The following is a 21,249-nucleotide window of genomic DNA, read 5'->3' as shown; positions in this document are numbered from 1 at the left end:
AGTAACACTCGATGGCCGGCCCGCTCTCCGACGGGCCGGCCCTTTTTTTTGCGGCTCAGCCCGGCAAGCGGAAGAACTGCGTGGCGGTGGCGGTGCTGTGGGCGGCCGCGACGGCGGTGTCCTCGCCGCGGTCGCGCGCCAGTTCCTCGACGATATGGGCCAGATACATCGGCTCGTTACGCCGATGCGAGGGCGCCGGCTTGACCGTGCGCGGCAGCAGGTACGGCGCGTCGGTTTCGATCATCAGCCGCTGCGCGGGAATGTGCTTGACCAACTCGCGCAGGTGCAGGCCGCGGCGCTCGTCGCACAGCCAGCCGGTGATGCCGATGTACCAATCGCGGTCGAGATAGGCGAACAGTTCCTCGCGCGTGCCGGTGAAGCAATGCACCACGGCCGGGCCGAGCTTGCCGTCGAAGTTCTTCATCATCGCGACGAAATCGTCGTGCGCGTCGCGCTGGTGCAGGAACAGCGGCTTGCCGGTGTCGGCCGCGGTCTGCAGCTGCATCTCGAACGCGCGCCGCTGCGCCGGACGCGGCGAGAAATCGCGGAAGTAATCCAGGCCGCATTCGCCGACCGCGACCACCTCGTCGTGGGCCAGCAGCGCGCGCATTTCCGCGTCGCATTCGGCGGTGTATTCGCTGGCGTGGTGCGGGTGCACGCCGGCGGTGGCGAACAGTTCGCCGGGATGCCGCTGCGCCAGTTCCAGCGCCTTGGGCGAATGCTCGCGGCTGGCGCCGGTGATCACCATGCGCGCCACGCCGGCGTCGCGCGCGCGTTGCAGCACGGCGTCGCGGTCGTGGTCGAAGCTGTCGTGGGTGAGGTTGGCGCCGATGTCGATCAGTTGCATGGGGCGGAGCGGAAGCGGGGGCAGCGCGCAGTTTAGAGGGTCGCCGCATCCGGCCCAAGCCGCGCGGCGGCGGACTCGCGATGGCGGGCCGCGCCGGGCCGTCGCCGCTTCGCTGCGTCCGCGGCCGGCCGCGCCGCGCCATTCCGGCCGCCGCCGCGGGTCCGTATCCTTGCGCGGGTGAACAGCCCCGCCTTCCCCATCGATCCGCTGCTGCCGCAGATCCGCGACAGCCTCGCCGCCCATCCGCGTCTGGTGCTGGAGGCCCCGCCGGGCGCCGGCAAGACCACGCAAGTGCCGCCGGCGCTGCTGGACGCGCCGTGGCTTCAGGGCCGCAAGATCGTCATGCTCGAACCGCGCCGGGTCGCCGCGCGCGCCGCGGCCCAGTTCATGGCGCGCCAACGCGGCGAGCCGGCCGGCGAAACCGTGGGCTACCGCATCCGCTTCGAGAACAAGGTGTCCGCGCGCACCCGCATCGAGGTCGTCACCGAGGGCATCCTGACCCGGATGATCCAGGACGATCCGATGCTCGAAGGCGTCGGCGCACTGCTGTTCGACGAATTCCACGAGCGCCATCTGGCCGCCGATCTCGGTCTGGCGCTGGCGCTGGACGTGCAGGCCTCGTTGCGCGAGGACCTGCGCATCGTGGTGATGTCGGCGACGCTCGACGGCGAGCGCCTGGCCCAGTTCCTCGACGCGCCGCGGCTGAGCAGCGCCGGGCGCAGCTATCCGGTGGAGATCGGGCACTTTCCCGCGCGGCGCGAAGAGAAGCTCGAACATCAACTCAAGCGCACGGTCGAGCATGCGCTGACCGCGCATCCCGGCGATGTGTTGGTGTTCCTGCCCGGCCAACGCGAAATCGCTCGCGCCGACGTCGCCTTGGCCGGCAGCGAAGCCGCGCGCGGCGTCGATGTGCTGGCGCTGCACGGCGAATTGCCGGTCGAACAACAAAGCCGCGTGTTGCAACCCGATCCCGACGGCCGCCGCCGCGTGGTGCTGGCGACCAACGTCGCCGAATCCAGCGTGACCTTGCCCGGCGTGCGCGTGGTGATCGATTCGGGCCTCGCGCGCGAGCCGCGCTACGACCCCAACAGCGGTTTCGCGCGATTGGACGTGGTCGCCATCGCCCAAGCTTCGGCCGATCAGCGCGCCGGCCGCGCCGGCCGCGTCGCCGACGGTTGGGCGTATCGCCTGTGGCCCGAATCGCAGCGCCTGGAGCCGCAGCGCCGGCCCGAGATGGCCCAGGTCGAACTGGCCGGCCTCGCGCTGGAACTGGCGGCGTGGGGCGACGCCGGCCTGCGCTTCGTCGACGCGCCGCCGCCCGGCGCGATGGGCGCGGCGCGCGAACTGTTGCTGCGCTTGGGCGCGCTGGAACACGGCGCGGGCGGGCAGCTCGCGATCACCGCGTTCGGGCGGCGCATGCTCGCCTTAGGCACGCATCCGCGTCTGGCCGCGATGCTGTTGGCGCCCAGCGACGCCCGCGAACGCGCGCTGGCCTGCGATCTGGCCGCGCTGCTGGAAGCGCGCGATCCGCTGCGCAGCGGCGGCGACGCGCTGCACGCGCGCTGGCAAGCGCTGGCCGCGTTCCGCGCCGGACGCGCGCCGGCGGACGCCTCGCGCTCGGCGCTGGCCGCGCTCGATCAGGCCAGCAAGCAATGGCGCCGGCGCTTGCGCGCGGACAACCCGCCGCCGCCGTCGGCGCCCGCGCATGCGCTCGGCGATCTGTTGCTGCACGCGTTCCCCGACCGCATCGCGCGCCAGCATCCGAGCGACCCGTACCGCTACCAACTCGCCAACGGCCGCAGCGCCAAGCTGTTCGACGACAGCGCGGTGTACGGCGAGCCGTGGCTGGTGGTCAGCGAACTGCGCGACGACCCGCGCGACGCGCGCATCCTGCGCGCCGCGCCGCTCGACGAGGCGCGGCTGGAGCGCGAGTTCCCGCAGCGCTTCGTCAGCGAAGACCGGGTGGTGTGGGACGCTAACGCGCGCGGCATCGCCGCGGTGCGCGAGCGCCGCTACGACCGCATCGTGATCGACAGCCGCCCGCTGGCGCGGCCGGATCCTTCGCGTTACGCCGACGCGCTGGTCGACGCGGTGCGCCAACTCGGCCTGGACGCGCTGCCGTGGACCGCGGGCCTGCGCCAGTGGCGCGCGCGCGTGCGCTGCCTGCGCGAGTGGATGCCCGAGCTCGCGCAAGCCGACGCGCCGCTGCCGGATTTGTCGGACGGCGGCTTGCTCGAACGCCTGGATCAATGGCTCAAGCCCGCGCTCAGCGGCAAGACCCGGCTGGACGCGCTCGACGAAGCCGGTTTCGGCGAAGCGTTGCGTTCGTTGTGCGATTGGTCGTGGCGGCAGAAGCTCGACGCGCTCGCGCCCACGCGCATCGTCGTGCCCTCGGGGATGGAGCGCGCGATCGAGTACGGCTACGACGATCACGCCGACGACGGCCGCGGCGCCGCGCAGCCGCCGGTGCTGGCGGTGAAGCTGCAGGAACTGTTCGGCCTCGCCGACACCCCGCGCATCGCCGACGGCCGCGTGCCGCTGACTTTGCACCTGCTCTCGCCAGCCGGCCGGCCGCTGCAGGTCACCCAAGACCTGCGCGGTTTTTGGGAGCGCACATATCCGGAAGTGAAGAAGGAAATGAAGGGACGCTATCCCAAGCACCCGTGGCCCGACGATCCCTGGACCGCGAAGGCGACGCATCGGGCCAAGCCTCGCGGCACGTAACGTCCGTTGAGAACAGCGCGTCTCAACGGACGCGGAACCCGCGCCGAAACCCGATCGCGGCGCATCCCCGATCGCCCCCTGTAGGAGCGGCGCAAGCCGCGACCGCGCCACCGCAACCACGACGCCCCTCCACTCGTCGTATCCTCTTCCCCACGTTCAGCCCACACCCCCTCCAGCGCGGCCCCGCTCACAGAATTTCAACGGTGGCGCGCCGACACTGGAGCCCGTTTCTCTCGTCCAGGACCGACACGATGAGCAAGTTCGATTCCCTGCCCGACCGCGCACTGGAATTGGTGCACGCGATCAGCGCCAACCTCAAGGAAGCCGCGCCCAAGGCCGGCCAGTGGCTCGACACCGGCGCCAAGCTCGGCGTGGTCAAGGCCGGCGCGCGCACCGCCGGCGGCTTCATCCGCCGCAACCCGGTGGTCGCCGTGGCCGCCGTCGCCGGCGCCGGTTTGCTGTGGTACGCCGCGGCGCGGCGCAAGGCGCGCAAGCAGGCCGAAGGCGATCCGATCGAAGGCTCGGCGCGCCGCATCGACGCGCGCCGCGCGGCGCCGGGCAGCGCGCGGCGGCGGGCGCGCAACGGTGCGGATGAGACCGCGGCGGAGTAAGCCGGACGGTTCGTTCGCGCGAACGATGCGCGGCGCTGCAGCGTCGCAGGCGATACGAGAAAGCCGACGCGAGAGCGTCGGCTTTTTCATTGGGCGATCGGGGCGGCATTTGCGGATGCTTCGGCATCGGAGTTTCGTCGCGATCCGATTGTCGCGGTCGCAGCTTGCGCAGCTCCTACAGTCGGATACGAACTATCCCAAGCCCCTGTAGGAGCTGCGCAAGCTGCGACCGCGACATCGCAACTACGTCGAAACCCCACTGCGCCGGAATCTGTTTTGCCGTTGCCGTTGCCGTTGCCGTTGCTGCTTGCTTTGACGTATCCCCAAGCAAAGCACACGCCCCGCAGCCCCGGAGGGCGTGCGCATGGATGCGCACGCGCGCCATGGGTCAGGATGACCCTTATGGCGCGGCCCCGCGCAACTCCGAGCCATAGTGGCTCTTGATTCGAAAACAAGGAAAGCGCCTTTCTTTGGTTACTTTCTTTGGCAAGACAAAGAAAGTGACCCGGCCGCTTGCGGACGGAACGCACTTGATTGGAGCTTGTCCTCACTCGTTGTTGCGTTGAAGGCAAAACCAACGGCAAAGTCAAAATGGGTTCCGGCTTTCGCCGGAATGACGGAGTGCGAGATGCGTTTCTCGCACGTGGCGGAACACCCCACCCACCGTCATTCCGGCGAAAGCCGGAATCCATTTTGATGTTGCTTCCGCTCCCGCTCGCAAGAGCGCACGACGACAAGCGAAGATCAAACGCTTAAAGCTTTCGTCCGCAAGCGGCCGAGTTACTTTCTTTGTCTTGCCAAAGAAAGTAACCAAAGAAAGGCGCTTTCCTTGTTTTCGAATCAAGAGCCACTAGGTCCAGCACCGAGCGCGGGGCTGCGCCGTAAGGGGCATCCATGCCCCTACGGCGCACGCGCGCATCCATGCGCGCGCCCTCCGGGGCTTTGGGGCGTGGGCCTCGGGTGGGGATGCGTCCAAGCGAAAGGCAAAGACAACAACAACGGCAAGGGCAAAATGGATTCCGGCGTTCGCCGGAATGACGGCAAGCGGGATTCGGCGTGGTTGCGCTTTCGCGGTCGCGGCTCGCGCCGCTCCTACAGGAGGCGGCCGAAGCCGCGTGGGACTCGGGCGGTTTCCATGCGAGAGCGCCGAAGAAACCGGACCTTACGCCTCCGGCAACTCGATGATGAACCGCGAGCCCCCATGCTTGCGCTCTTCGTACCAAAGCTGCCCGCCGGCATTCACCACGATCTGCTTCGCCAACGACAACCCCAAGCCGCTCGACAAGCCATCGTCGATATCGCTGTCGTGCAAACGCACGAACGGCTTGAACAGTTCGCGCTGCCGCGCCACCGGAATCCCCGGCCCGCGGTCGGCGACGATCAATTGCCAAAACCCCGGCGCGCTGTTGCGCGCGGCCAGGGTCAGGTCGCCGCCCGGTGCGTACTTCATCGCGTTGGTGACCAGGTTTTCGCTGACCTGACGCAGCACGCGCGCGTCCATCGCCACCTGCGCCGAACCGTTCGCCGGCGGCTGCACCTGCACGCGGATGCCGCGCGCGTCCAACTGCATTTCGTAGCGGCGCACCAACCAGTCGAGGGTTTCGCCCAGGTCCGCGCGCGCGCCGGATTCGGCGCGTTCGTGATGGCCGGCCTGGCTTTCCAGGTAATGGCGGATGTAGCCGAGCGCGTCGTCGGCGCTCTCGTGGATCATCTGCAAATAACGCGGCACGCGCTCGGGCTTGCAGCCGTGGTTGATCAGCAGGTCGCTGGCGAACAGCACGCTGGTGAGCGGGTTCTTGAGATCGTGCGCGACCAGATTGACCAGTTCCTCGCGCTCGCGCGCGACGCGTTCGAGGCGGTCGCGGGTGAGCTTGAGGCCGACGTGGGCGTTGACCCGCGCCAGCAATTCTTCGGGCAGAAAGGGCTTGGTGACGTAATCGACCACGCCGGCGTCGAAGGCGCGCAGCAGCAGGTCGCGGTCGTGGGCGGCGGTGACGAAGACGACCGGCACGCGCAGCGGCGAGTCGGCGCGCAGCGCGTCCATGACCTCGAAACCGTCCATGCCCGGCATCATCACGTCGAGCAGGATCAGGTCGGGCGGGGACTGCGCATACAACTGCAAAGCCTCGTCGCCGGTCGAGGCGGCGACCACCTCGTAACCCTGGCGGGACAACAGGGCGGTCACCACGCGCAGATTCGCGGCCTGATCGTCGACGACCAAAATGCGACCGGTGGATGTCGCGGGAGTGCTCACGTCCTGTAAATCTCCTGGAAGCGCTGGATTGCCACGTAATTCACATGAAATTCGCATTTGTGAATCGCGTGGAAATCGTGTGGCAAGTTAACAGAAACCTTCACATAAAGGCGGGACCGTTCACGGGAATGATGAATCGTTCACGCCGCTGCGGCGACCCGACGCAGTCGGCAACGCCGGTTCGCGGATTCAGGGATGACGCCCCCGTTTGCGGCGGCGCATCATGAACATTCCCGCATTAAGGAAAGCGCAATGAACCTGCGTCCGCTCGGCCGTTCGTCCCTGTCCGTCGCGCCGCTCGCGTTCGGCGGCAATGTGTTCGGCTGGAGCGCCGACGAGGCGGCGAGTTTCGCCCTGCTCGACGCGTTCACCGAGGCGGGTTTTTCCCTGGTCGATACCGCCGATGCGTATTCGGCGTGGGTGCCGGGCAATCAGGGCGGCGAATCCGAACGGATCATCGGCCGCTGGCTGGCGCAGGGCGGCGGCCGTCGCGAACGCATCGTGATCGCGACCAAAGTCGCCAAGTGGGCGCCGCGGCGCGGTTTGGCGCCGGCCAATATCCAGGCCGCGGTCGAGGATTCGCTGCGCCGGCTCGGCACCGAGGTCGTCGATCTGTATCAGGCCCACGAAGACGACCGCTCGGTGCCGCTGGAAGACACGCTGGGCGCATTCGCGCGTCTGATCGAGCAGGGCAAGGTGCGCGCGATCGGCGCGTCCAATTACTCCGCCGCGCGCCTGGCCGAAGCTTTGGACGTGTCGGAACGGCACGCGCTGCCGCGCTACGAAACCTTGCAGCCGGAATACAACCTCTACGATCGCGCCGGCTTCGAGCGCGAACTGGAGCCGTTGGTGCGCCGACGCGGCGTCGGCGTGATCGGCTATTACTCGCTGGCCAGCGGTTTTCTGACCGGCAAATACCGCAGCCGCGACGACCTGGGCAAAAGCCGGGCGCGCGCCGGCGCGGTGGAGAAGTATCTGAATGCGCGCGGCCTGCGCATTTTGGCCGCGCTCGATGAGGTCGCCGCCGGGCACGGCGCGACCCCGGCGCAGGTGGCGCTGGCGTGGCTGATCGCGCGGCCCTCGGTGACCGCGCCGATCGCCAGCGCGACGAGCGTCGCGCAGTTGCAGGAGTTGATCGCCGCGGCGCGGCTGACGCTCAAGGCCGACGAGATCGCGGCGCTGGATGCGGCCAGCGCCGAAGGCTGACCGGCGCCGAACGCGAGGTCGGCCTGCGCGGGCCGGCGGATCGGAGCATCAGAACGCCGATGCCCGGTCGACCGCCTGCGACAACGAAGCGGTTCGGACGCGCCGCCGTGTCGCGGGCCCGGCGCCTCAGGGCGTGAAGCGCCGCCGCCCGGCCGACCGCCCGCGACGGCAAACCGATTCGGACGCGGCGCCGTGTCGCCGGCCCGGCGCCGGCCTTAACCTGTGCCCCGGACGCCGCGGCGTCCGTCCGCCGTTTCCCCACGTTTCGCCGCCTGCCGCCTTCGTTCGCGAACCCGGCGGCGAGCGCGTTCACCCGAGATCGCCCGCCCGTGTCCCCCGCTTCCGCCGCCGCCCGCCGCACCGGTTTCTTCCTCGCCGCCACCGGCGCGATCCTGTTCTCGGCCAAGGCGATCCTGGCCAAGCTGCAATACCGCTACGGCGTCGATTCGCTGCAGGTGCTGGCCCTGCGCATGGCGTTTTCGCTGCCGCTGTTCGCCGCGCTGGGCCTGCGCGAGCACGGCCGCGCCCGCGCGCGCGGCGCGCTGCCGACCCGGCGCGATTGGGGCTTGATCGCGATCCTCGGCGTGCTCGGCTATTACCTGTCCAGCCTGCTCGACTTCTGGGGCTTGGAGTACGTGCCGGTCTCGCTGGAACGGTTGATTCTGTTCCTCAACCCGACCATCGTGCTGCTGATCGGCCTGTTCGCGTTCAAGCGCAAGGTCGCCGCGCGCGAGTGGACGGCGCTGGCGGTGAGCTATGCCGGCGTGGTCCTGGTGATGGTCGAGAACCTGCGCGTGCAGGGCGATCACGTGCTGCTCGGCAGCGCGCTGGTGCTCGGCGCGGCGGTCAGCTACGCGCTGTATCTGGCGATGTCGGGCGAATTGATCAAGCGCTTGGGTTCGTTGCAGCTGGTGGCCTGGGCGATGATCGTCTCGACTGCCGCGGTGCTGATCCATTACCTGATCGCGCGCCCGCCGTCGGCGCTGTTCGGCCTGCCGTGGCAGGTCTACGCGCTGGCCGCGGCCAACGCGGTGTTCTGCACGTTCTTGCCGGTGACCTTCACCATGGCCGCGGTCGGCCGGCTCGGCGCGGGCACCGCGGCGCAGTTCTCGGTGATCGGGCCGGTGTCGTTGGTGTTCCTCGGCGCCTGGGTGCTCGGCGAGAAGATCACCGCGATCCAGTTGGTCGGCACCGCGGTGGTGCTCGGCGGGGTGTTGCTGCTGAGCCGGCCGGGGGCGAACTCGGTGCCGGTGCAGGCGACCGCGACGGACAAGGCCTAGGGCCGAACTCCGCCGGACTCCGTTGCGCCCCGCCAAGCGGCAATCCGCCACGTCGCCGCGCCCGCGCCGTCCCGCTGAAACGCGAACAGGCGCCCGCGGGCGCCTGTTCGTTTTCAAGCCGATGCCGCGCGCCGGATCAGTGCGTCGCCAGCAACGGCACGCTGACCGCCTCGTGGAACACGCCGCCGGCCAGGCAGGCGTTGGTCTGCAGCGCCGACAGCTTGGACTGCCGGTCGACCAGATCGCCGTAGGTGCGCGGCGAACCGCTGAACGGATCGGCCATGGTGAAGGTGCTCGGCGCGGCGAGCGTGCCGGTGCCGACCAGGAACTTCGACAGCAGCGAGGTCGCGCCGGCATTGCGCGGGGCGATGTGGAGGAAGTTGGCGGTCTGGGTTTCCTTGCCGTGGCAGGCGTTGCAGGTGTTGAGCGAGAACTTGTTGCGCTCGTCGTTGCCGGCGCCCGGGCCGTTCCAGAACAGCTGCGGCGGGCCGTTCGGCACCGCGCCGGTGAGCAGGCGGTCGCTGCCGTACAGCAGCGGCAGGCGGTAGGTGCCGGCGAGGATCTGCGGGCCGTTGTCGAAGATGTAGTCGCCCAGGGCGATGGAGTTGTTGAGGCTGTGGTGCGGCGTCTGCTTGGCCGTGGTCATGGTCAGCTGGGTGGCGCCGCGGGCGATGGCGAACTCGCGCAGTTCCCACGGGCTCTGCAGGAACTCGTTGGTGCGCACCTGATTGATCGCGCTGCCGTTGGGCTTGCCCGGCGAGGCGTTGGCCGCGGTGAAGCGGTCGGTGATGACCTGCAACTGCGAGTTGTAGGCCGGCGAGCCCAGGGTCAGCGTGCCCAGCGCGCCCCACTGGCGGGCGTAGCTGCGGATGTTGGTGCAGCCGCTGATCGGGATGCCGTACTCCAGGATCACCGTGAACGGGAACACCGTGCAGCTGCCGCTGGTGTTGCGCCGGATCACGCCGAACACGAACCGGCCCTCGCCGGCGGTGCCGCCGCCGTAGGCCGAGTTGGTGCGCAGGTCCATGCGGTTGACCACGCCGAGCAGGCGCAGCGGCGAGCGGTCCAGGCGCAGCTTGCCGGTGACGGTGTCGCGTTCCCAGGTGTTGAGCACCTGGTTGATGATCTGGGTGCGCGGGGTCGCGGCGAAGGTGTTGATGGTCTGGGTGGTGCCCCACTGGCGCAGCCAGTTCTCGACGAAGTCGGACGGGTTGACGCCGCTGACCGGCTGATTGGCCATGTTGGTCATCAGCTTGTTGAAGGTCCACGCGCCGTTCGGGTTGCCCGCGCCGGTGCACAGGTCGAAGGTGCGGGTCGGGTCCTCGACCACGCTGGGCGCGGTGACCAGCAGCGAGCGCTCCGGGCGCACGATCGCCGGCGGGCCGAACACCACCGGGAACGGAATGCGGATCGGCACCCGCAGCTCGATCTGCTTGCGCAGGGTCTCCGGGTCGAGGAAGGCCATCGGCGCCTCGCCGCGGAACTCGCGGCCGACGAAGGTCGGCACGGTCAGCTTCTGCGAGGCCAGTTCCTGGCGCTCGGTCTGTTCCTTGACGAAGCCGTCGAAGTCGAACGGGATCGGGGCGCTGTAGAGCTGCGGATCCTTTTCGTCGCGCACCAGCTTGACCGGCTTGTCGCCGACGTTGAAGGCGATCTCCGCCGGCAGCTGCTGGTCCTTGGCGTAGATCAGCTGGAGCAGGGCGTCGCCCGAGCCGGACTGCGGGGTCGGGGTGATCAGCATGTCCTCGACCACCGGCGGGGCTTGGTCGAACGGCAGCGGCTCCTCGGCGGCGGACGTCGCCGGGGCGTACAGCAGCGAGACGGTTCCGGCGGCGAGCGCGAGGCCGATGCCGAGGGTCAGGGAACGCAGGGTGGACATGGGTCGGGCTCCTCCGTTGAGCAGACCGCGAGTGGCGCAGCGCCAGGCGCGTAGCTGTCGCCGACGCTAAGGCCGCGCGCGCGGGCGGCGCCAGCGCCGGTGCGGGATCAAACCGGGACGGTTTCTCAGCGGCGAAAGCGAGCTGAGAACGCGGTCGCGGCGGCGATGAGCGGGCGATTGCAGCGCCGGGTGATCGAACGTGAGCGGTCGGGGCGCGCGGGTGTGGGATGGTGCGGGTGCGTTCGCTCGGGTCGGCGCGCTCGCGGTGCGGACCGCGTGCGCGAAAAACGCGACCGCGCTCGCAAATCTCGTCAGCGCGCCGCCGATCCGCGAGAATGCCGCGCCCCCCGACTGACCGCGCCAAGGTTCCGCGCATGCAACGACTCCTGCTGCTGATCGCGCTGGCCGCGATCGCCGCGTTCGCCTACCTGCACTGGTTCGCCGTGCCGGCGCCGCGCTACCGGCTGGCCGATATCGACCGCCAGCCGATCCCGCGCGCGGAATTCTTCGCGCTGTGGCGCGAGGCCGCCGAGGGACTGTGCGAACGCAACGTAGCCGGCACCGGCCGGCTCGCGCCGGCCGATTGCCGCGCCTACGTGGCCCAGGCGCATGCCCGCTGCGTCGATGCGCGCGCGCCGGCGATGATCGCCGGTCAGGCCGAAGGCTGGCGTTGGGCGGCGCCGTATCTGGATTGCGTGGCGCCCGCGCCGGTGTGCCGCGGCGTGGACGTACGCACGCTGGAGGACGCGCTGCGGCATTGTCTGCCGTCCGACCGGGCCGGCGCGGCGAGTCGCTGAGGCGGCGGCGCGCGCGATCGAGACGGTCGGCCGCGTGAGCCGGCTAGCGCCGCCGCGCGGCTAGAGCGCGCGCCACTGCCCCGGCGCCAACCCGTCGAGCCGGTGCGGGCCGATCGCCACCCGGATCAGCCGCAGCGTCGGCAAGCCCACCGCCGCGGTCATGCGCCGCACCTGCCGGTTGCGGCCTTCGCGGATGCTCAGCTCCAGCCACGCATCGGGCACGGTCTTGCGGAAGCGCACCGGCGGATCGCGCGGCCACAGCCAGTCGGGCGCGGCGACGACGCGCGCTTGCGCGGGCAGGGTCGGGCCGTCGTTCAAGTCCACGCCGTCGCGCAGGCGCCGCAGCGGTTCGTCGCCGGGTTCGCCTTCGACCTGGACCAGATAGGTCTTGGCCTGCTTGTGGCGCGGGTCGGTGAGGCGGTGGGCGAGCGTGCCGTCGTCGGTGAGCAGCAGCAGGCCTTCGCTGTCGTGGTCGAGGCGGCCGGCGGCGTAGACCTCGGCGGGCAGGCCGAAGCCGGCCAGGGTCGGCTTGGGCGGCTGGCTGCGGTCGGTGAACTGCGAGAGCACGCCGTAGGGTTTGTTGAAGGCGATGAGCATCGGGCGGTGCCGGCGGCGGAAGGCGGGCGCTAGTGTGCCGGGGCGGCGGTGCGGGGGGCGCGAGGGCGGGGGGCGCGATGGCGCGGAGGTCGGCGCGACGGTGGAAAGGTTCGCGGTGGTTGGATTGTCGCGGTCGCAGCTCGCGCAGCTCCTACAGGGGCTTCGGTCGGTTTCGTATCCGACGGTAGGAGCTGCGACCGCGACAACTGCGGCAACGACGAACCCATCGGCGCAGCGAAACACCGACAACGCGCGGCGGCCCACCGGACCGCCGCGCGGCGCGATCGAATCAACGCGGCTTGCGGAACCGCAGCGTCATCCGGTCGCTCTCGCCGATCGCCTTGTACTTGGCGTCGTCGGCCGCGTCGTGCTGGTTGGTCGGCGGCAAGGTCCAGACCCCATTCGGGTAGTCCTTGGTGTCGCGCGGGTTGGCGTTGACCTCGCTTTTGCCTTCGAGCTTGAAGCCGGCCGCCTCGGCCATCGCGATCACCTGCGCCTGACCGACGTAGCCGCTCTTGTCGTCGGCCGGCAGATCGGCCTTGGCGCGGTGTTCGACCACGCCGAGCGTGCCGCCCGGCTTGAGCACCTCGAAGAAGCCCTTGAACATCACTTCGGCCTGTCCGGCGGTGCGCCAGTTGTGCACGTTGCGGAAGGTCAGCACCACGTCGGCCGAATTGGCCGGGCCGAACGCCGGCTTGAACGGGTCGTAGGCGGCGATCGCGACGGCGGCGTACTGCAGCGGCGCGCCGGCGAACTTCTTCTCCAGGCCGGTCTTGGCCTTGGTGTAGTAGATGCGCGCGCTGTCCTTGGTCTGGCTGTCGGGATCGACCACGGCGGCGACGTAATGGCCCTTCTCGCGCAGGTACGGCGCCAGGATTTCGGAGTACCAGCCGCTGCCCGGGGTGATTTCGACCACGGTCTGGTCCGGGCGCACGCCGAAGAACTGCAGCGTTTCCAGCGGATGGCGGTAGGCATCGCGGGCGACGTTGTTCGGGTCGCGCCAGCTGCCGGCGATGGCGGTCTTCAGCGGGCTGCCGGCGGTCGCCGCGCTCGCGGGCTTGCGCGCGGCGGGCTTGTCGGCGGGCTTTTCCGCGGGCTTCGCAGCGGCCGGCTCGGCGGCTTTTTCGGCCGGCTTAGCGGCGGTCGCCTCAGCCGCTTTTTCGGCCGGCTTCGCGGTGGTCGGCTCGGCGGCCGGCACGGCGGCTTGCTCCGCCGGCTTCGCCGCGGCTGGTTCGGCGGCCTTCTCGGCCGGCTTGTCGGCGGCTTGTTGCGGCGCGACCGGCTCCGCCAGTTTCGCGGCCGTCTGTTCCGCAGCGGCCTCGGCGGGCTTCGCCGCCGCCGGTGCGGCGGCCGGTTCGGCCGGCTTCGCGGCCGTCTGCTCCGCGACCGCTTCGGCCGGCTTGGTTTCCTGGGCATGCGCGCCTGCGCACAGGCCGGCGGGCAACAGCGCGGCGAGCAGCAGGCGGGCAAGGCGTTGACGTTCCATGCAACACACTCCAGTGAATTCAGAAGGCCGCAGCCTACCGCATGCGTTCAGCTTGCGCTGCAGCGCAACTGTGCGCAGGTCGCCGACGGCCGGCGATGCGGCGTCGCCGCAGCGCGCTCAGCTGCGTTTCTTGCGTGGCTTTTTCGTGCTCGCCGCGGCCGCGGCGGGATCGCGCGCGGCGAGGTCGGCGTCCATCTGATCGACGTACTCGCGCGCCTGTTCATGCAGCCAGGTACGGAAGGATTCCAGCCCGGCGTGATCGACCGAGCGCGACGGATACACCAGGTAATGCCCCCAATCGATCTTCAACCGGCCCTGGCTCAGCGGCACCAGTTGGCCGTTGCGGATCAACAGCCGCGTGCGCGCCATCCGCCCCAGCGCCACGCCGAGTCCCTCGACCGCGGCGCGGTGCATGGTTTCGGAATCGTCGAAATGGGCGACGTAGCGCGCCGGCGGTTTGCCGCCGTAGCGGTCGAACCAGTCCTGCCAGTACGTAGACAGGTCGCCCAACAACGGCCAGCGGTGCAGGTCCTCCTGCGCCGGCAGCCCGCCCATGCGCTCCACCAGCGCCGGGCTCGCCACCGGGATCAGGGTTTCGTCGAACAAGTGTTCGATCACCAGCCCGGGCCAGCGGCCGTAGCCGCCGCGCATGGCCGCGTCGATGCCGGGTTCGCGGTCGAAGTCGACCAGCGCGGCGGAGGAAAACAGATTGAGTTCGAGCTGCGGATAGCGGGCGACGAAGCTGCCCAGCCGCGGCACCAGCCAGGACGAGGCCATCGACGCCATCAGGCTCAGGGTCAGCACGTCGTCGCGGCGCGGGCTGTACGGGCGCAGGGCGTGGTCGAGCGCGTCCAGGTGCGGCGCCACCACCGACAGCAGGCGCTCGCCGTCGGCGGTCAGGCGCACCCCGCGCGGGCCGCGTTCGAACAAACGCCGGCCCAGGCGCTGTTCGAGCGTGCGGATCTGATGGCTCAACGCGCTGACGGTGAGGTGCATCTGCTCGGCCGCGCGGGTGAGGTTGTTCAAGCGCGCGGCGGTGGCGAAACCCAGCAAGGCGTGCAACGGCGGACGGTTCATCGCGGCGGTCCCGGGTGGCGTGGAGCGTTCGATCCGGCTCAAGTCTGGCTTGCAAACGTATCGCTTTTTTGCCGCATTTGGCGAGCGTAACTTGAGCCTCGTCCGCAGCCGGACCGGCGTTCCCCACGCGCCGCCCGACTCCGGGCCCCAAATCGATGAGGCGCCGGCCGTCGCCGGCTCCCGAGGAGACCAGGCCCATGAACATCTACAAGAATCTGCTGTTCCTGCACGGCCATTTCGTCGATCCGCGCGATGCCGACGACGAGTCGCCGGCGGCCGAGCGCAAGCCGGCGGCGTTCGTTCCCGCCTCGCGCCCGGCTCAAGCCGCCCGCCGCGCCGGCCCGCGCCCGTGGTGGCTGCGGCTGTGGCCGGCGCAGAGCGCCCGGGTCGACGCCTGCGACGGCGCGCACGGCTGCGCTTGAGCCGGCACCTCAGCGGCGGCGTCGGTCACGGCAGCCGCCGCTGCGAAGGGTACGGCGCCACGTCGTTAATCCGCCCGGCCGCCAATCCGGCCTGCACCTGCCGCCACCACTCGACCTGAAAAATCTCGCCGTGGGCGTGCATCAGCGCGCCCAGCAACGGCGGCGTCAGGCCCAGGAAGCGCGGGAACTGTTCGGGAAACACGTCGTTGCCGTGGGCGTAGAACCACGCGCCCGACTCCATCTCTTCCTCGTGATTGCGCGGCGCCGGCACCTCGCGGAAGCGGCAATCGCTGACCAGACACAACTCGTCGTAGTCGTAGAAGATCGCCCGCCCGTGGCGCGACACGCCGAAGTTCTTCAGCAGCAGATCGCCGGGGAAGATGTTGCTCAGCGCCAGATCGCGGATCGCCTGCCCGTAATCGATCACCGCCGCGCGCGCGGCCTCCGGCGTTTGTTCGCGCACGTACAGGTTGAGCGGGCGCAGCCGGCGCTCGACGTAGCACAGGTGCAGGACCAGATCCTCGCCGTCGAGGGTGATGCTGCCCGCGCAGGTCGTCATCAACTCGTCGAGCAATTCCGGAGCGAACCGCGAACGCGGAAACCGCAGGAAGCGGAACGGCTGCGCATCGACCAGCCGGCCGACGCGGTCGTGGTGGAACACCAGCGAATACTTCGCTTCCACTTCTTCGCGCGCGACTTCCTTCGGATACGCGAAACGGTCGCGGATCAGCTTGAACACCAGCGGATAGCTGGGCAGGGTGAACACCGCCATGACCATGCCGCGTTCGCCTTCGGCGCGGATCAGGCGTTCGCCCGGCTGCGCGGCGAACTGGCGGAAGAAGGTGCGGTAGCGCTCGGTCTTACCCTGCTTGGCGCGGCCGAGCACGGTGTAGAGCTCGTCGATCGGCTTGCCCGGCAGCAGCGTGCGCAGGAACACCACGGCGTCGCCGACGGTCGGCAAGTCGGCGTGGAAGTAGCTGCGCGAGTAGCTGAAGAGCTGCACCACCTCGGCGCGCAGGGTCAGCACCGCGTCGACCCGCAGCGCGCCGCCGTCGTTGACCAGCGCGATCACGCACGGCGAGAAATTGCGTTCGCCGAACACCCGGCCGACCAGATAAGCGCGGCGCTCGCGATAGAACACCGTGTCCAGCAATTCCACCGCGCGCACCGGGTGCGGGCCCCAGTGCTGCAGGTCCTCCTGCAGCCGCACCGCGATGCCGGCCGCGCAGCGGGTGCGGTGGGCGTAGGGCAAGGCGAAGGGGTAATCGTCGAGCACGCGCATGAACGTCTCGACCAAGCGGTCGCCGGACACCGCGTAACTGTGCCGCGCCACCGGATGGGTGATCGCGTCGGTGGGTTCGATGTCGAGGGCGACGAACTCCAGCGCCGGGTCGACGCCGCGGGTCTTGAAGAAGCGCCGGGTCAGGGTGTTGAAGAAGGTCTTGTACAGCTCGCCGTCGAGCAGCGGCGCGACGATGCCGGCGTAGGCCTCGCGCACCCGCGCCCACAGCGCGCGTTCGCGCGCGCGCGCGCCGAGCCGCGACTCCAGCGCGCGGCCGGCCTCGCCCACGCACAGGTCGTAGAGCGCGATGCGCTCGACCGCGTCCTCGCGCGCGCCGTTCCAGTCGCTGCGCTCGAAACGGCTTTGCGCGCGCCGGGTGATCGCGGCGAAACGCGCGTGATAGTCGGCGAACGCATCGCGGATCTGGCTGGCGACGGCGACCGCTTCGGCGAGAGCGTCGGGGGCGGCGGACATGGCCGCAGTGTACGGCGGCGCGCGCGCGGCTGTGGCATGCTCGCGCCCCGACTTTTCCTTACCGATGAAACCGTCATGACGACCCGGACATGGACGCCCGCGCGCCTGCTCGCCCCCGCCGCGCTGCTGCTGGCCGCGCTGGCTCCTGCCGCGGCCGCCGCGCAGGACGGCCTCGCCCTGACTCTCTACACCGGCCGCGTCGGCGAACGCGCGGTGACGATGTACTTGCAGGACGAACCCGCGCCATGCGGCGGCGACCAGCGCCTGGTCACCGCGGCCTACCGCTACGACGGCGTGTCCAAATGGTTGGAGTTGCGCACCCAGAGCGACCGCAAGGGGCACCTCGCCCTGGTCGAATCCAACCTCGGCAGCGGCGTCAGCGGCGCGATGATGCTGGTGCGCGACGGCGCCGGCCTGAAAGGCAAGTGGATCAGCCCCGACGGCGAGCGCGTGCTGCCGGTGCAGTTCAAGAAGACCGAGGCCTCGGCGAAGAAGCGCAAGGAAATGGCCGAGACCTTGGAGAAGGTGCATTACGAGAACGACGACTGCTGAGCCGTCGCGCCGGCTTCCGGCGCCGCCCGCGTCGCTTCGGCCGCGCCTGTAGGAGCTGCGTAAGCTGCGACCGCGGAGCAGCCGCTCGCGCCGCAAGCCCGAAGATCGCGGTCGCGGCTCGCGCCGCTCCTACAGGTAGGCCATGCGGGAGCGCGGCGATTCGGTCGCGCGCGCGGGCAACGGCTGCCATGCGCAGCGAATCGCCGAGCCGAATCGCACCGCAATTCCGCCCGCCCCGCGCGTCGCCTCGCCAGCCCCCTGTAGGAGCTGCGCAAGCTGCGACCGCGGGATAGCCGCTCGCGCCGCAAGCTCGAAGACCGCGGTCGCAGCTTACGCAGCTCCTACCGCGAGGCCATGCCGGAACGAGGCGATTCGGCCGTGCCCGCGGGCCAGCGCAACTCCAACGCTACCGTCGCCGCCACGCACAGCGAAATCGCCGGCCACTGCGGCACGAAGAACCCGAACGTCGCCTCCCAGCGCGCCCAGGTGTTGCCGTAGAAGTCGGCGAACGCGGTGAGGTTGCCGTGCAAGGCCAGCAACAAGGCGACGCCGCTCAGCGTCGCGGCGATTGCGCGGTCGTAGCGGCGCGGCCCGCGCCGGCGTTGCCGCCAGCGCAGCAGCAACGACCACGGCAACACCGCCAGCAGCAGCCAGATCGCCGCGCCGAACGCCAAGTAGCCGAGAAAGCGCGCCGGCGTCAGCGTCTGCATCGCCGCCAAGTCGAACTCGCCGACCACCGAATCCCAATGCGCCCAGGCCGGCAGCGCGACGGCGGCGGCCAGGAACCACAGCGCGCGCAGGCTCAGCGGCACGGCCGCGGCCTCGCCGGTGCGAGCGGTCGAGCGAGCGTGGGCGTGGGCGACGAAGCGCGGCCGGCGGTCATGGGCGTCCTGTCCGAGAGCGGGTGCGGCCGCCGATCCTACTGTCATTACCGGCAAAATCCGATGCACTTCTCGAAAACATCGGAGTACCATCCGGCGCGACGGTGCAGGGATGCCGATACGCGCCGATCGGACCGGCCCGATGAGGGGACCGTCCGGAGCGGCGCCGCCGCCCGGACCGCATCGCCGGAACCGTTCGCCGCTCGCGTCTTGCGCTCGAACCGGGGCTCGCCGCCCCGTGCCTTTCCTGACGAGAGCGACACATCCATGGTTCAGAAGATCATCATCGGCGTGCTGGCCGCGGCCCTGATCGCGGTCTGTTCGGTCTGGGGCTACACGACCTGGCAGAAGCAGCAAGCCGCCGCGCCCGCGCCGCCGCCCGCCGCCGCGCTGCCCGCAGCCAAGCCGGCCGACGCCGTCGTGCCGACCGAGACCGCGCCGGTCGCCGCCGAGGTGCCGAAGGAAGAGAAGGCCGACGGCACCCACTTCACCTACAAGTACGTCTCCCCGCGCAATCCCGAGCTGCTGGCGATGTACAACATGGCCAGCGAGATCGACATCCTGCATCACCTGCCGGAGGTCAATCAGCTCGACGGCTGGCTGACCCTGCCGCGACCGATCAACTTCGTCACCGCCGAGTGCGGCACGATCAACGCCTTCTACGCCCGCGACAAGGGCGACGTGGTGCTGTGCTACGAAATGCTCGAGATGCTGGTGCGCCAGGGCGCGGCGATCGCCCAGGCCAACGGCGGCAGCACCGGCGATCAGCTCAAGTACCTGATGGCCAACCTGCGCTTCTTGATGCTGCACGAAACCGGCCATGCCCTGGTCGACATGCTCGACCTGCCGCAGACCGGGCGCGAGGAAGACGCGGTCGACCAGCTCGCCACCACCTTGATGCTGTCGCTGGTCAGCGCCGACGAAACCGACGGCGACGTCGCCCAGAACCTGCAGCTGGCGTCGAACTTCTTCCTGCTGACCGACGACGGCAACCACGACATGGCCACCTACGCCGACGAGCATTCGGTCGGCGCGCAGCGCTTCTTCAACCTGCAGTGCATGATCTACGGCCACGACCCGGGCAAGTACCTGCGCATCGTCACCAGCGGCCGCCTGCCCGAGGCGCGCGCGCTGCGCTGCCAGGACGAGAGCAAGCAGATCACCCGCAACTGGCTGCGCCTGATCGAGCCGAACATCGCGCCCAAGCACCGCATGACGCTCGAGGAAGAGCAGGCCAAGATCGACGCGATCAAGCAGAAGCAGGTCGAGAACGCGCCGTCGCCGTACGTGCGCTGAGGTTTTCCGCGGGTCGCATGGTGTTTTTGTAGGAGCGGCGTGAGCCGCGACCGCGACCTCCGGCTTACGACGCAAGCTGCGGCCCCGCGGTCGCAGCTTGCGCAGCTCCTACAGGGGCTTCGGGCCGCTTACGCGTTGAACGGACGGGCCTGCTGAAGACGCGAACGAAGCGCCGTCGGCCGTGCCGCGGCAGCGCCGTCGCGGCTCAACCTTCGCCGCAGAAGAACAGGCTGATGTAGTTCGGCGTCCGGTAGTTGATCTGCTGCGCCGACAACGCCACCCGGGTGAGTTGGGTCACATCGTCGCGCAGCTTGCCCGCCATCGCCTTTTCGTCGCTCTCGAAACGGATCACGTCCGAGCGGATGCCGTAACCCGGCGAGGCGTTGGATTTCTCCGACAATTCCCGCACCTGCCAACGGCCTTGCGTCGCGCCGTTCTGGCCGAGCGTGCGCGCTTGTTCCGCCAGCGGTTTGTTGCGCGCGGCGCGGTCGGCGCAATAGAACACGTCGACTCGGTAAGCGCCGTAACGCGGTGCGGCGGCATCGGTCGCGGTGGCGCTGGCGATCGCGGTGTTGAGATCCTTGGCGCGAACCATTGCGGCATCCAGCTCCGCGTTCTTCTGTGCGGCGTTAGGAGCGGTGGCGATAGCGTTCAAGTTTCGATTCAATTCATCGATTTTGAGCTGGAGCGATTCCAGTTGAACGCTCCGCTCAGCGCGCTGCTGATCCGCCTGTGCGAGCTGGGCCGCTTTGGCGCTGAGGCTGAGATCGAGATCGGCCGCTTGCTGGCGCTTGGCGGCGACTTCCCGATCCTTTTCGGCAATTTCTCGACGTTTTTCAGCGACTTCGCGGCCCACCGTGGTGAGCTGCCAGCCACTGTAGGCCAGCCCGCCGAACATCAGGACCAGGCCGACCACGCCGGCGGGAATCGCCGACTTCGACTGGCGCTTGAACTGTTCGATATCCCGCGCGATGGACTGGAGCGTGGTGTCGGGCGAGGGCGCGTTCACGGCTACACCCCCGCCAGCTTGAAGATGATTCGTTCGATCAGATCGAAAGCGCGGCGGAAGAAGTACGCCGAGCGCGTGGTCGAGACCGTGGCCAAACCGCTGGCGCCGAACACCAGGCCCAGATTGTTGTCGATGTGCTGGGTGACGATCATCTGATAGACGGCGTAGAACAGCAGCGCCGACGAGGCGGCGGCGGTGGCCAGATGGACGTAGCGCTCGATGCTGAAGGTGCGCAGCAGCGCGTTCATCGCGTTGAGCGCGTCGTCGAGCACTCGCCGGTCGATTTCCGCCGCGGGAGGCGCGGCGGCGGTCGGCGTCGCGGGCGCCGGGGGCGTCGTCGCCGGAAGTTCGTTTGCCGGTACGTTCATGACGGTCTCCGTGTCCCCCGCGAACGCGCGAGCAGCGGCGTGCGCCTGTACCGGTCGGAGCCGAGTTCCGCGCCGGCGATTCGTACTAACCAACGGCCTGCGCGGCGCCGCCAGGACAGCGTCGGGCGCGCGTTTGGCGCGACGCGCGGCGCGCGTTTGGGTGGGACGCGTCCGCACGTGGACGGCGGCGGACGAATACGGCGGCCC

General features: G+C 69.7%; 17 protein-coding genes and 1 pseudogene. 8 read left to right on the top strand and 10 right to left on the bottom strand.

Annotation, left to right across the window (positions count from 1 at the left end):
* Positions 1-55: 55 nt before the first annotated feature.
* On the bottom strand, positions 56-847 hold the full coding sequence (locus tag J5226_RS04455; RefSeq protein ID WP_215838658.1) for a TatD family hydrolase: 792 nt from the start codon (positions 845-847) through the stop codon (positions 56-58).
* Between the two features lie 177 nt (positions 848-1,024).
* On the opposite strand from J5226_RS04455, the gene hrpB reads away from it, so the two are divergent.
* Positions 1,025-3,571 carry an ATP-dependent helicase HrpB gene (hrpB, locus tag J5226_RS04450; RefSeq protein ID WP_215838657.1) on the top strand — a complete coding sequence of 849 codons (2,547 nt, stop codon included), beginning with the start codon at positions 1,025-1,027 and terminating at the stop codon, positions 3,569-3,571.
* Positions 3,572-3,822: 251 nt separating this feature from the next.
* Positions 3,823-4,182, top strand: a complete 360-nt coding sequence (locus tag J5226_RS04445) for a hypothetical protein (protein ID WP_215838656.1) — start codon at positions 3,823-3,825, stop codon at positions 4,180-4,182.
* A gap of 1,162 nt (positions 4,183-5,344) precedes the next feature.
* Here the strand turns inward: J5226_RS04445 and J5226_RS04440 are convergent.
* The gene (locus J5226_RS04440) at positions 5,345-6,436 is read right to left on the bottom strand and encodes a hybrid sensor histidine kinase/response regulator (protein ID WP_215838655.1); all 1,092 of its coding nucleotides are present in this window, start codon (positions 6,434-6,436) and stop codon (positions 5,345-5,347) included.
* Positions 6,437-6,688: 252 nt separating this feature from the next.
* On the opposite strand from J5226_RS04440, the gene J5226_RS04435 reads away from it, so the two are divergent.
* Together J5226_RS04435 and J5226_RS04430 are read left to right on the top strand one after the other, a co-directional pair.
* The gene (locus tag J5226_RS04435) at positions 6,689-7,642 is read left to right on the top strand and encodes an aldo/keto reductase (RefSeq protein WP_215838654.1); all 954 of its coding nucleotides are present in this window, start codon (positions 6,689-6,691) and stop codon (positions 7,640-7,642) included.
* 329 nt (positions 7,643-7,971) lie between these two features.
* A complete protein-coding gene (locus J5226_RS04430) occupies positions 7,972-8,922 on the top strand; it encodes a DMT family transporter (protein ID WP_215838653.1) in 951 nt (316 codons plus the stop codon).
* A gap of 136 nt (positions 8,923-9,058) precedes the next feature.
* On the opposite strand, the gene J5226_RS04425 is transcribed toward J5226_RS04430, so the two are convergent.
* The gene (locus tag J5226_RS04425) at positions 9,059-10,801 is read right to left on the bottom strand and encodes a hypothetical protein (protein WP_215838652.1); all 1,743 of its coding nucleotides are present in this window, start codon (positions 10,799-10,801) and stop codon (positions 9,059-9,061) included.
* A gap of 374 nt (positions 10,802-11,175) precedes the next feature.
* Here J5226_RS04425 and J5226_RS04420 point away from each other — a divergent pair, with 374 nt between their 5' ends.
* Positions 11,176-11,598 (top strand): hypothetical protein, encoded by a 423-nt coding sequence (locus J5226_RS04420; protein WP_215838651.1) that lies wholly within the window; start codon positions 11,176-11,178, stop codon positions 11,596-11,598.
* 60 nt (positions 11,599-11,658) lie between these two features.
* On the opposite strand, the gene J5226_RS04415 is transcribed toward J5226_RS04420, so the two are convergent.
* From J5226_RS04415 to J5226_RS04405, 3 genes and pseudogenes are all read right to left on the bottom strand, one after another.
* On the bottom strand, positions 11,659-12,195 hold the full coding sequence (locus tag J5226_RS04415) for a pseudouridine synthase (protein ID WP_215838650.1): 537 nt from the start codon (positions 12,193-12,195) through the stop codon (positions 11,659-11,661).
* A gap of 289 nt (positions 12,196-12,484) precedes the next feature.
* A pseudogene (locus J5226_RS04410) lies at positions 12,485-13,228 on the bottom strand (methyltransferase); the annotation flags it as partial.
* A gap of 570 nt (positions 13,229-13,798) precedes the next feature.
* Positions 13,799-14,758, bottom strand: a complete 960-nt coding sequence (locus J5226_RS04405; protein ID WP_215838649.1) for a LysR substrate-binding domain-containing protein — start codon at positions 14,756-14,758, stop codon at positions 13,799-13,801.
* A 197-nt stretch (positions 14,759-14,955) separates the two neighbouring features.
* Here J5226_RS04405 and J5226_RS04400 point away from each other — a divergent pair, with 197 nt between their 5' ends.
* A complete protein-coding gene (locus J5226_RS04400; protein WP_215838648.1) occupies positions 14,956-15,180 on the top strand; it encodes a hypothetical protein in 225 nt (74 codons plus the stop codon).
* A 25-nt stretch (positions 15,181-15,205) separates the two neighbouring features.
* Here J5226_RS04400 and aceK read toward each other — a convergent pair whose 3' ends face one another.
* The gene (gene aceK / locus J5226_RS04395) at positions 15,206-16,936 is read right to left on the bottom strand and encodes a bifunctional isocitrate dehydrogenase kinase/phosphatase (RefSeq protein WP_215838647.1); all 1,731 of its coding nucleotides are present in this window, start codon (positions 16,934-16,936) and stop codon (positions 15,206-15,208) included.
* 75 nt (positions 16,937-17,011) lie between these two features.
* On the opposite strand from aceK, the gene J5226_RS04390 reads away from it, so the two are divergent.
* On the top strand, positions 17,012-17,488 hold the full coding sequence (locus J5226_RS04390) for a hypothetical protein (protein ID WP_215838646.1): 477 nt from the start codon (positions 17,012-17,014) through the stop codon (positions 17,486-17,488).
* 341 nt (positions 17,489-17,829) lie between these two features.
* Here J5226_RS04390 and J5226_RS04385 read toward each other — a convergent pair whose 3' ends face one another.
* Positions 17,830-18,300, bottom strand: coding sequence for a hypothetical protein (locus J5226_RS04385; RefSeq protein WP_215838645.1), 471 nt, complete (start codon positions 18,298-18,300; stop codon positions 17,830-17,832).
* A 336-nt stretch (positions 18,301-18,636) separates the two neighbouring features.
* Between J5226_RS04385 and J5226_RS04380 the strand changes: the two genes are divergently transcribed.
* Complete coding sequence (locus tag J5226_RS04380) at positions 18,637-19,665, top strand: DUF4344 domain-containing metallopeptidase (protein ID WP_215838644.1); 1,029 nt, start codon at positions 18,637-18,639, stop codon at positions 19,663-19,665.
* Between the two features lie 205 nt (positions 19,666-19,870).
* Here J5226_RS04380 and J5226_RS04375 read toward each other — a convergent pair whose 3' ends face one another.
* Entirely contained in the window at positions 19,871-20,674 is an 804-nt protein-coding gene (locus J5226_RS04375) for a hypothetical protein (RefSeq protein WP_215838643.1), read from the bottom strand.
* 2 nt (positions 20,675-20,676) lie between these two features.
* Positions 20,677-21,042 carry a hypothetical protein gene (locus tag J5226_RS04370; RefSeq protein WP_215838642.1) on the bottom strand — a complete coding sequence of 122 codons (366 nt, stop codon included), beginning with the start codon at positions 21,040-21,042 and terminating at the stop codon, positions 20,677-20,679.
* Between the last annotated feature and the right edge of the window lie 207 nt (positions 21,043-21,249).

This window comes from Lysobacter sp. K5869 (assembly GCF_018847975.1).
Classification (GTDB): Bacteria; Pseudomonadota; Gammaproteobacteria; order Xanthomonadales; family Xanthomonadaceae; genus Lysobacter.
The sequence above is the reverse complement of the archived record's forward strand: the minus strand, read 5'-3'. Positions and strand labels throughout refer to the sequence as shown.

What these genes read in the sequence shown, in the direction of transcription:
- J5226_RS04380 (WP_215838644.1), top strand. Translation starts at nt 18,637, where the DNA reads ATGGTTCAGAAGATCATCATCGGCGTGCTGGCCGCGGCCCTGATCGCG.
- J5226_RS04390 (WP_215838646.1), top strand. Translation starts at nt 17,012, where the DNA reads ATGACGACCCGGACATGGACGCCCGCGCGCCTGCTCGCCCCCGCCGCG.
- aceK (WP_215838647.1), bottom strand. Translation starts at nt 16,936, where the DNA reads ATGTCCGCCGCCCCCGACGCTCTCGCCGAAGCGGTCGCCGTCGCCAGC.
- J5226_RS04425 (WP_215838652.1), bottom strand. Translation starts at nt 10,801, where the DNA reads ATGTCCACCCTGCGTTCCCTGACCCTCGGCATCGGCCTCGCGCTCGCC.
- J5226_RS04415 (WP_215838650.1), bottom strand. Translation starts at nt 12,195, where the DNA reads ATGCTCATCGCCTTCAACAAACCCTACGGCGTGCTCTCGCAGTTCACC.
- J5226_RS04405 (WP_215838649.1), bottom strand. Translation starts at nt 14,758, where the DNA reads ATGAACCGTCCGCCGTTGCACGCCTTGCTGGGTTTCGCCACCGCCGCG.
- J5226_RS04420 (WP_215838651.1), top strand. Translation starts at nt 11,176, where the DNA reads ATGCAACGACTCCTGCTGCTGATCGCGCTGGCCGCGATCGCCGCGTTC.
- J5226_RS04370 (WP_215838642.1), bottom strand. Translation starts at nt 21,042, where the DNA reads ATGAACGTACCGGCAAACGAACTTCCGGCGACGACGCCCCCGGCGCCC.
- J5226_RS04455 (WP_215838658.1), bottom strand. Translation starts at nt 847, where the DNA reads ATGCAACTGATCGACATCGGCGCCAACCTCACCCACGACAGCTTCGAC.
- J5226_RS04400 (WP_215838648.1), top strand. Translation starts at nt 14,956, where the DNA reads ATGAACATCTACAAGAATCTGCTGTTCCTGCACGGCCATTTCGTCGAT.
- J5226_RS04435 (WP_215838654.1), top strand. Translation starts at nt 6,689, where the DNA reads ATGAACCTGCGTCCGCTCGGCCGTTCGTCCCTGTCCGTCGCGCCGCTC.
- J5226_RS04445 (WP_215838656.1), top strand. Translation starts at nt 3,823, where the DNA reads ATGAGCAAGTTCGATTCCCTGCCCGACCGCGCACTGGAATTGGTGCAC.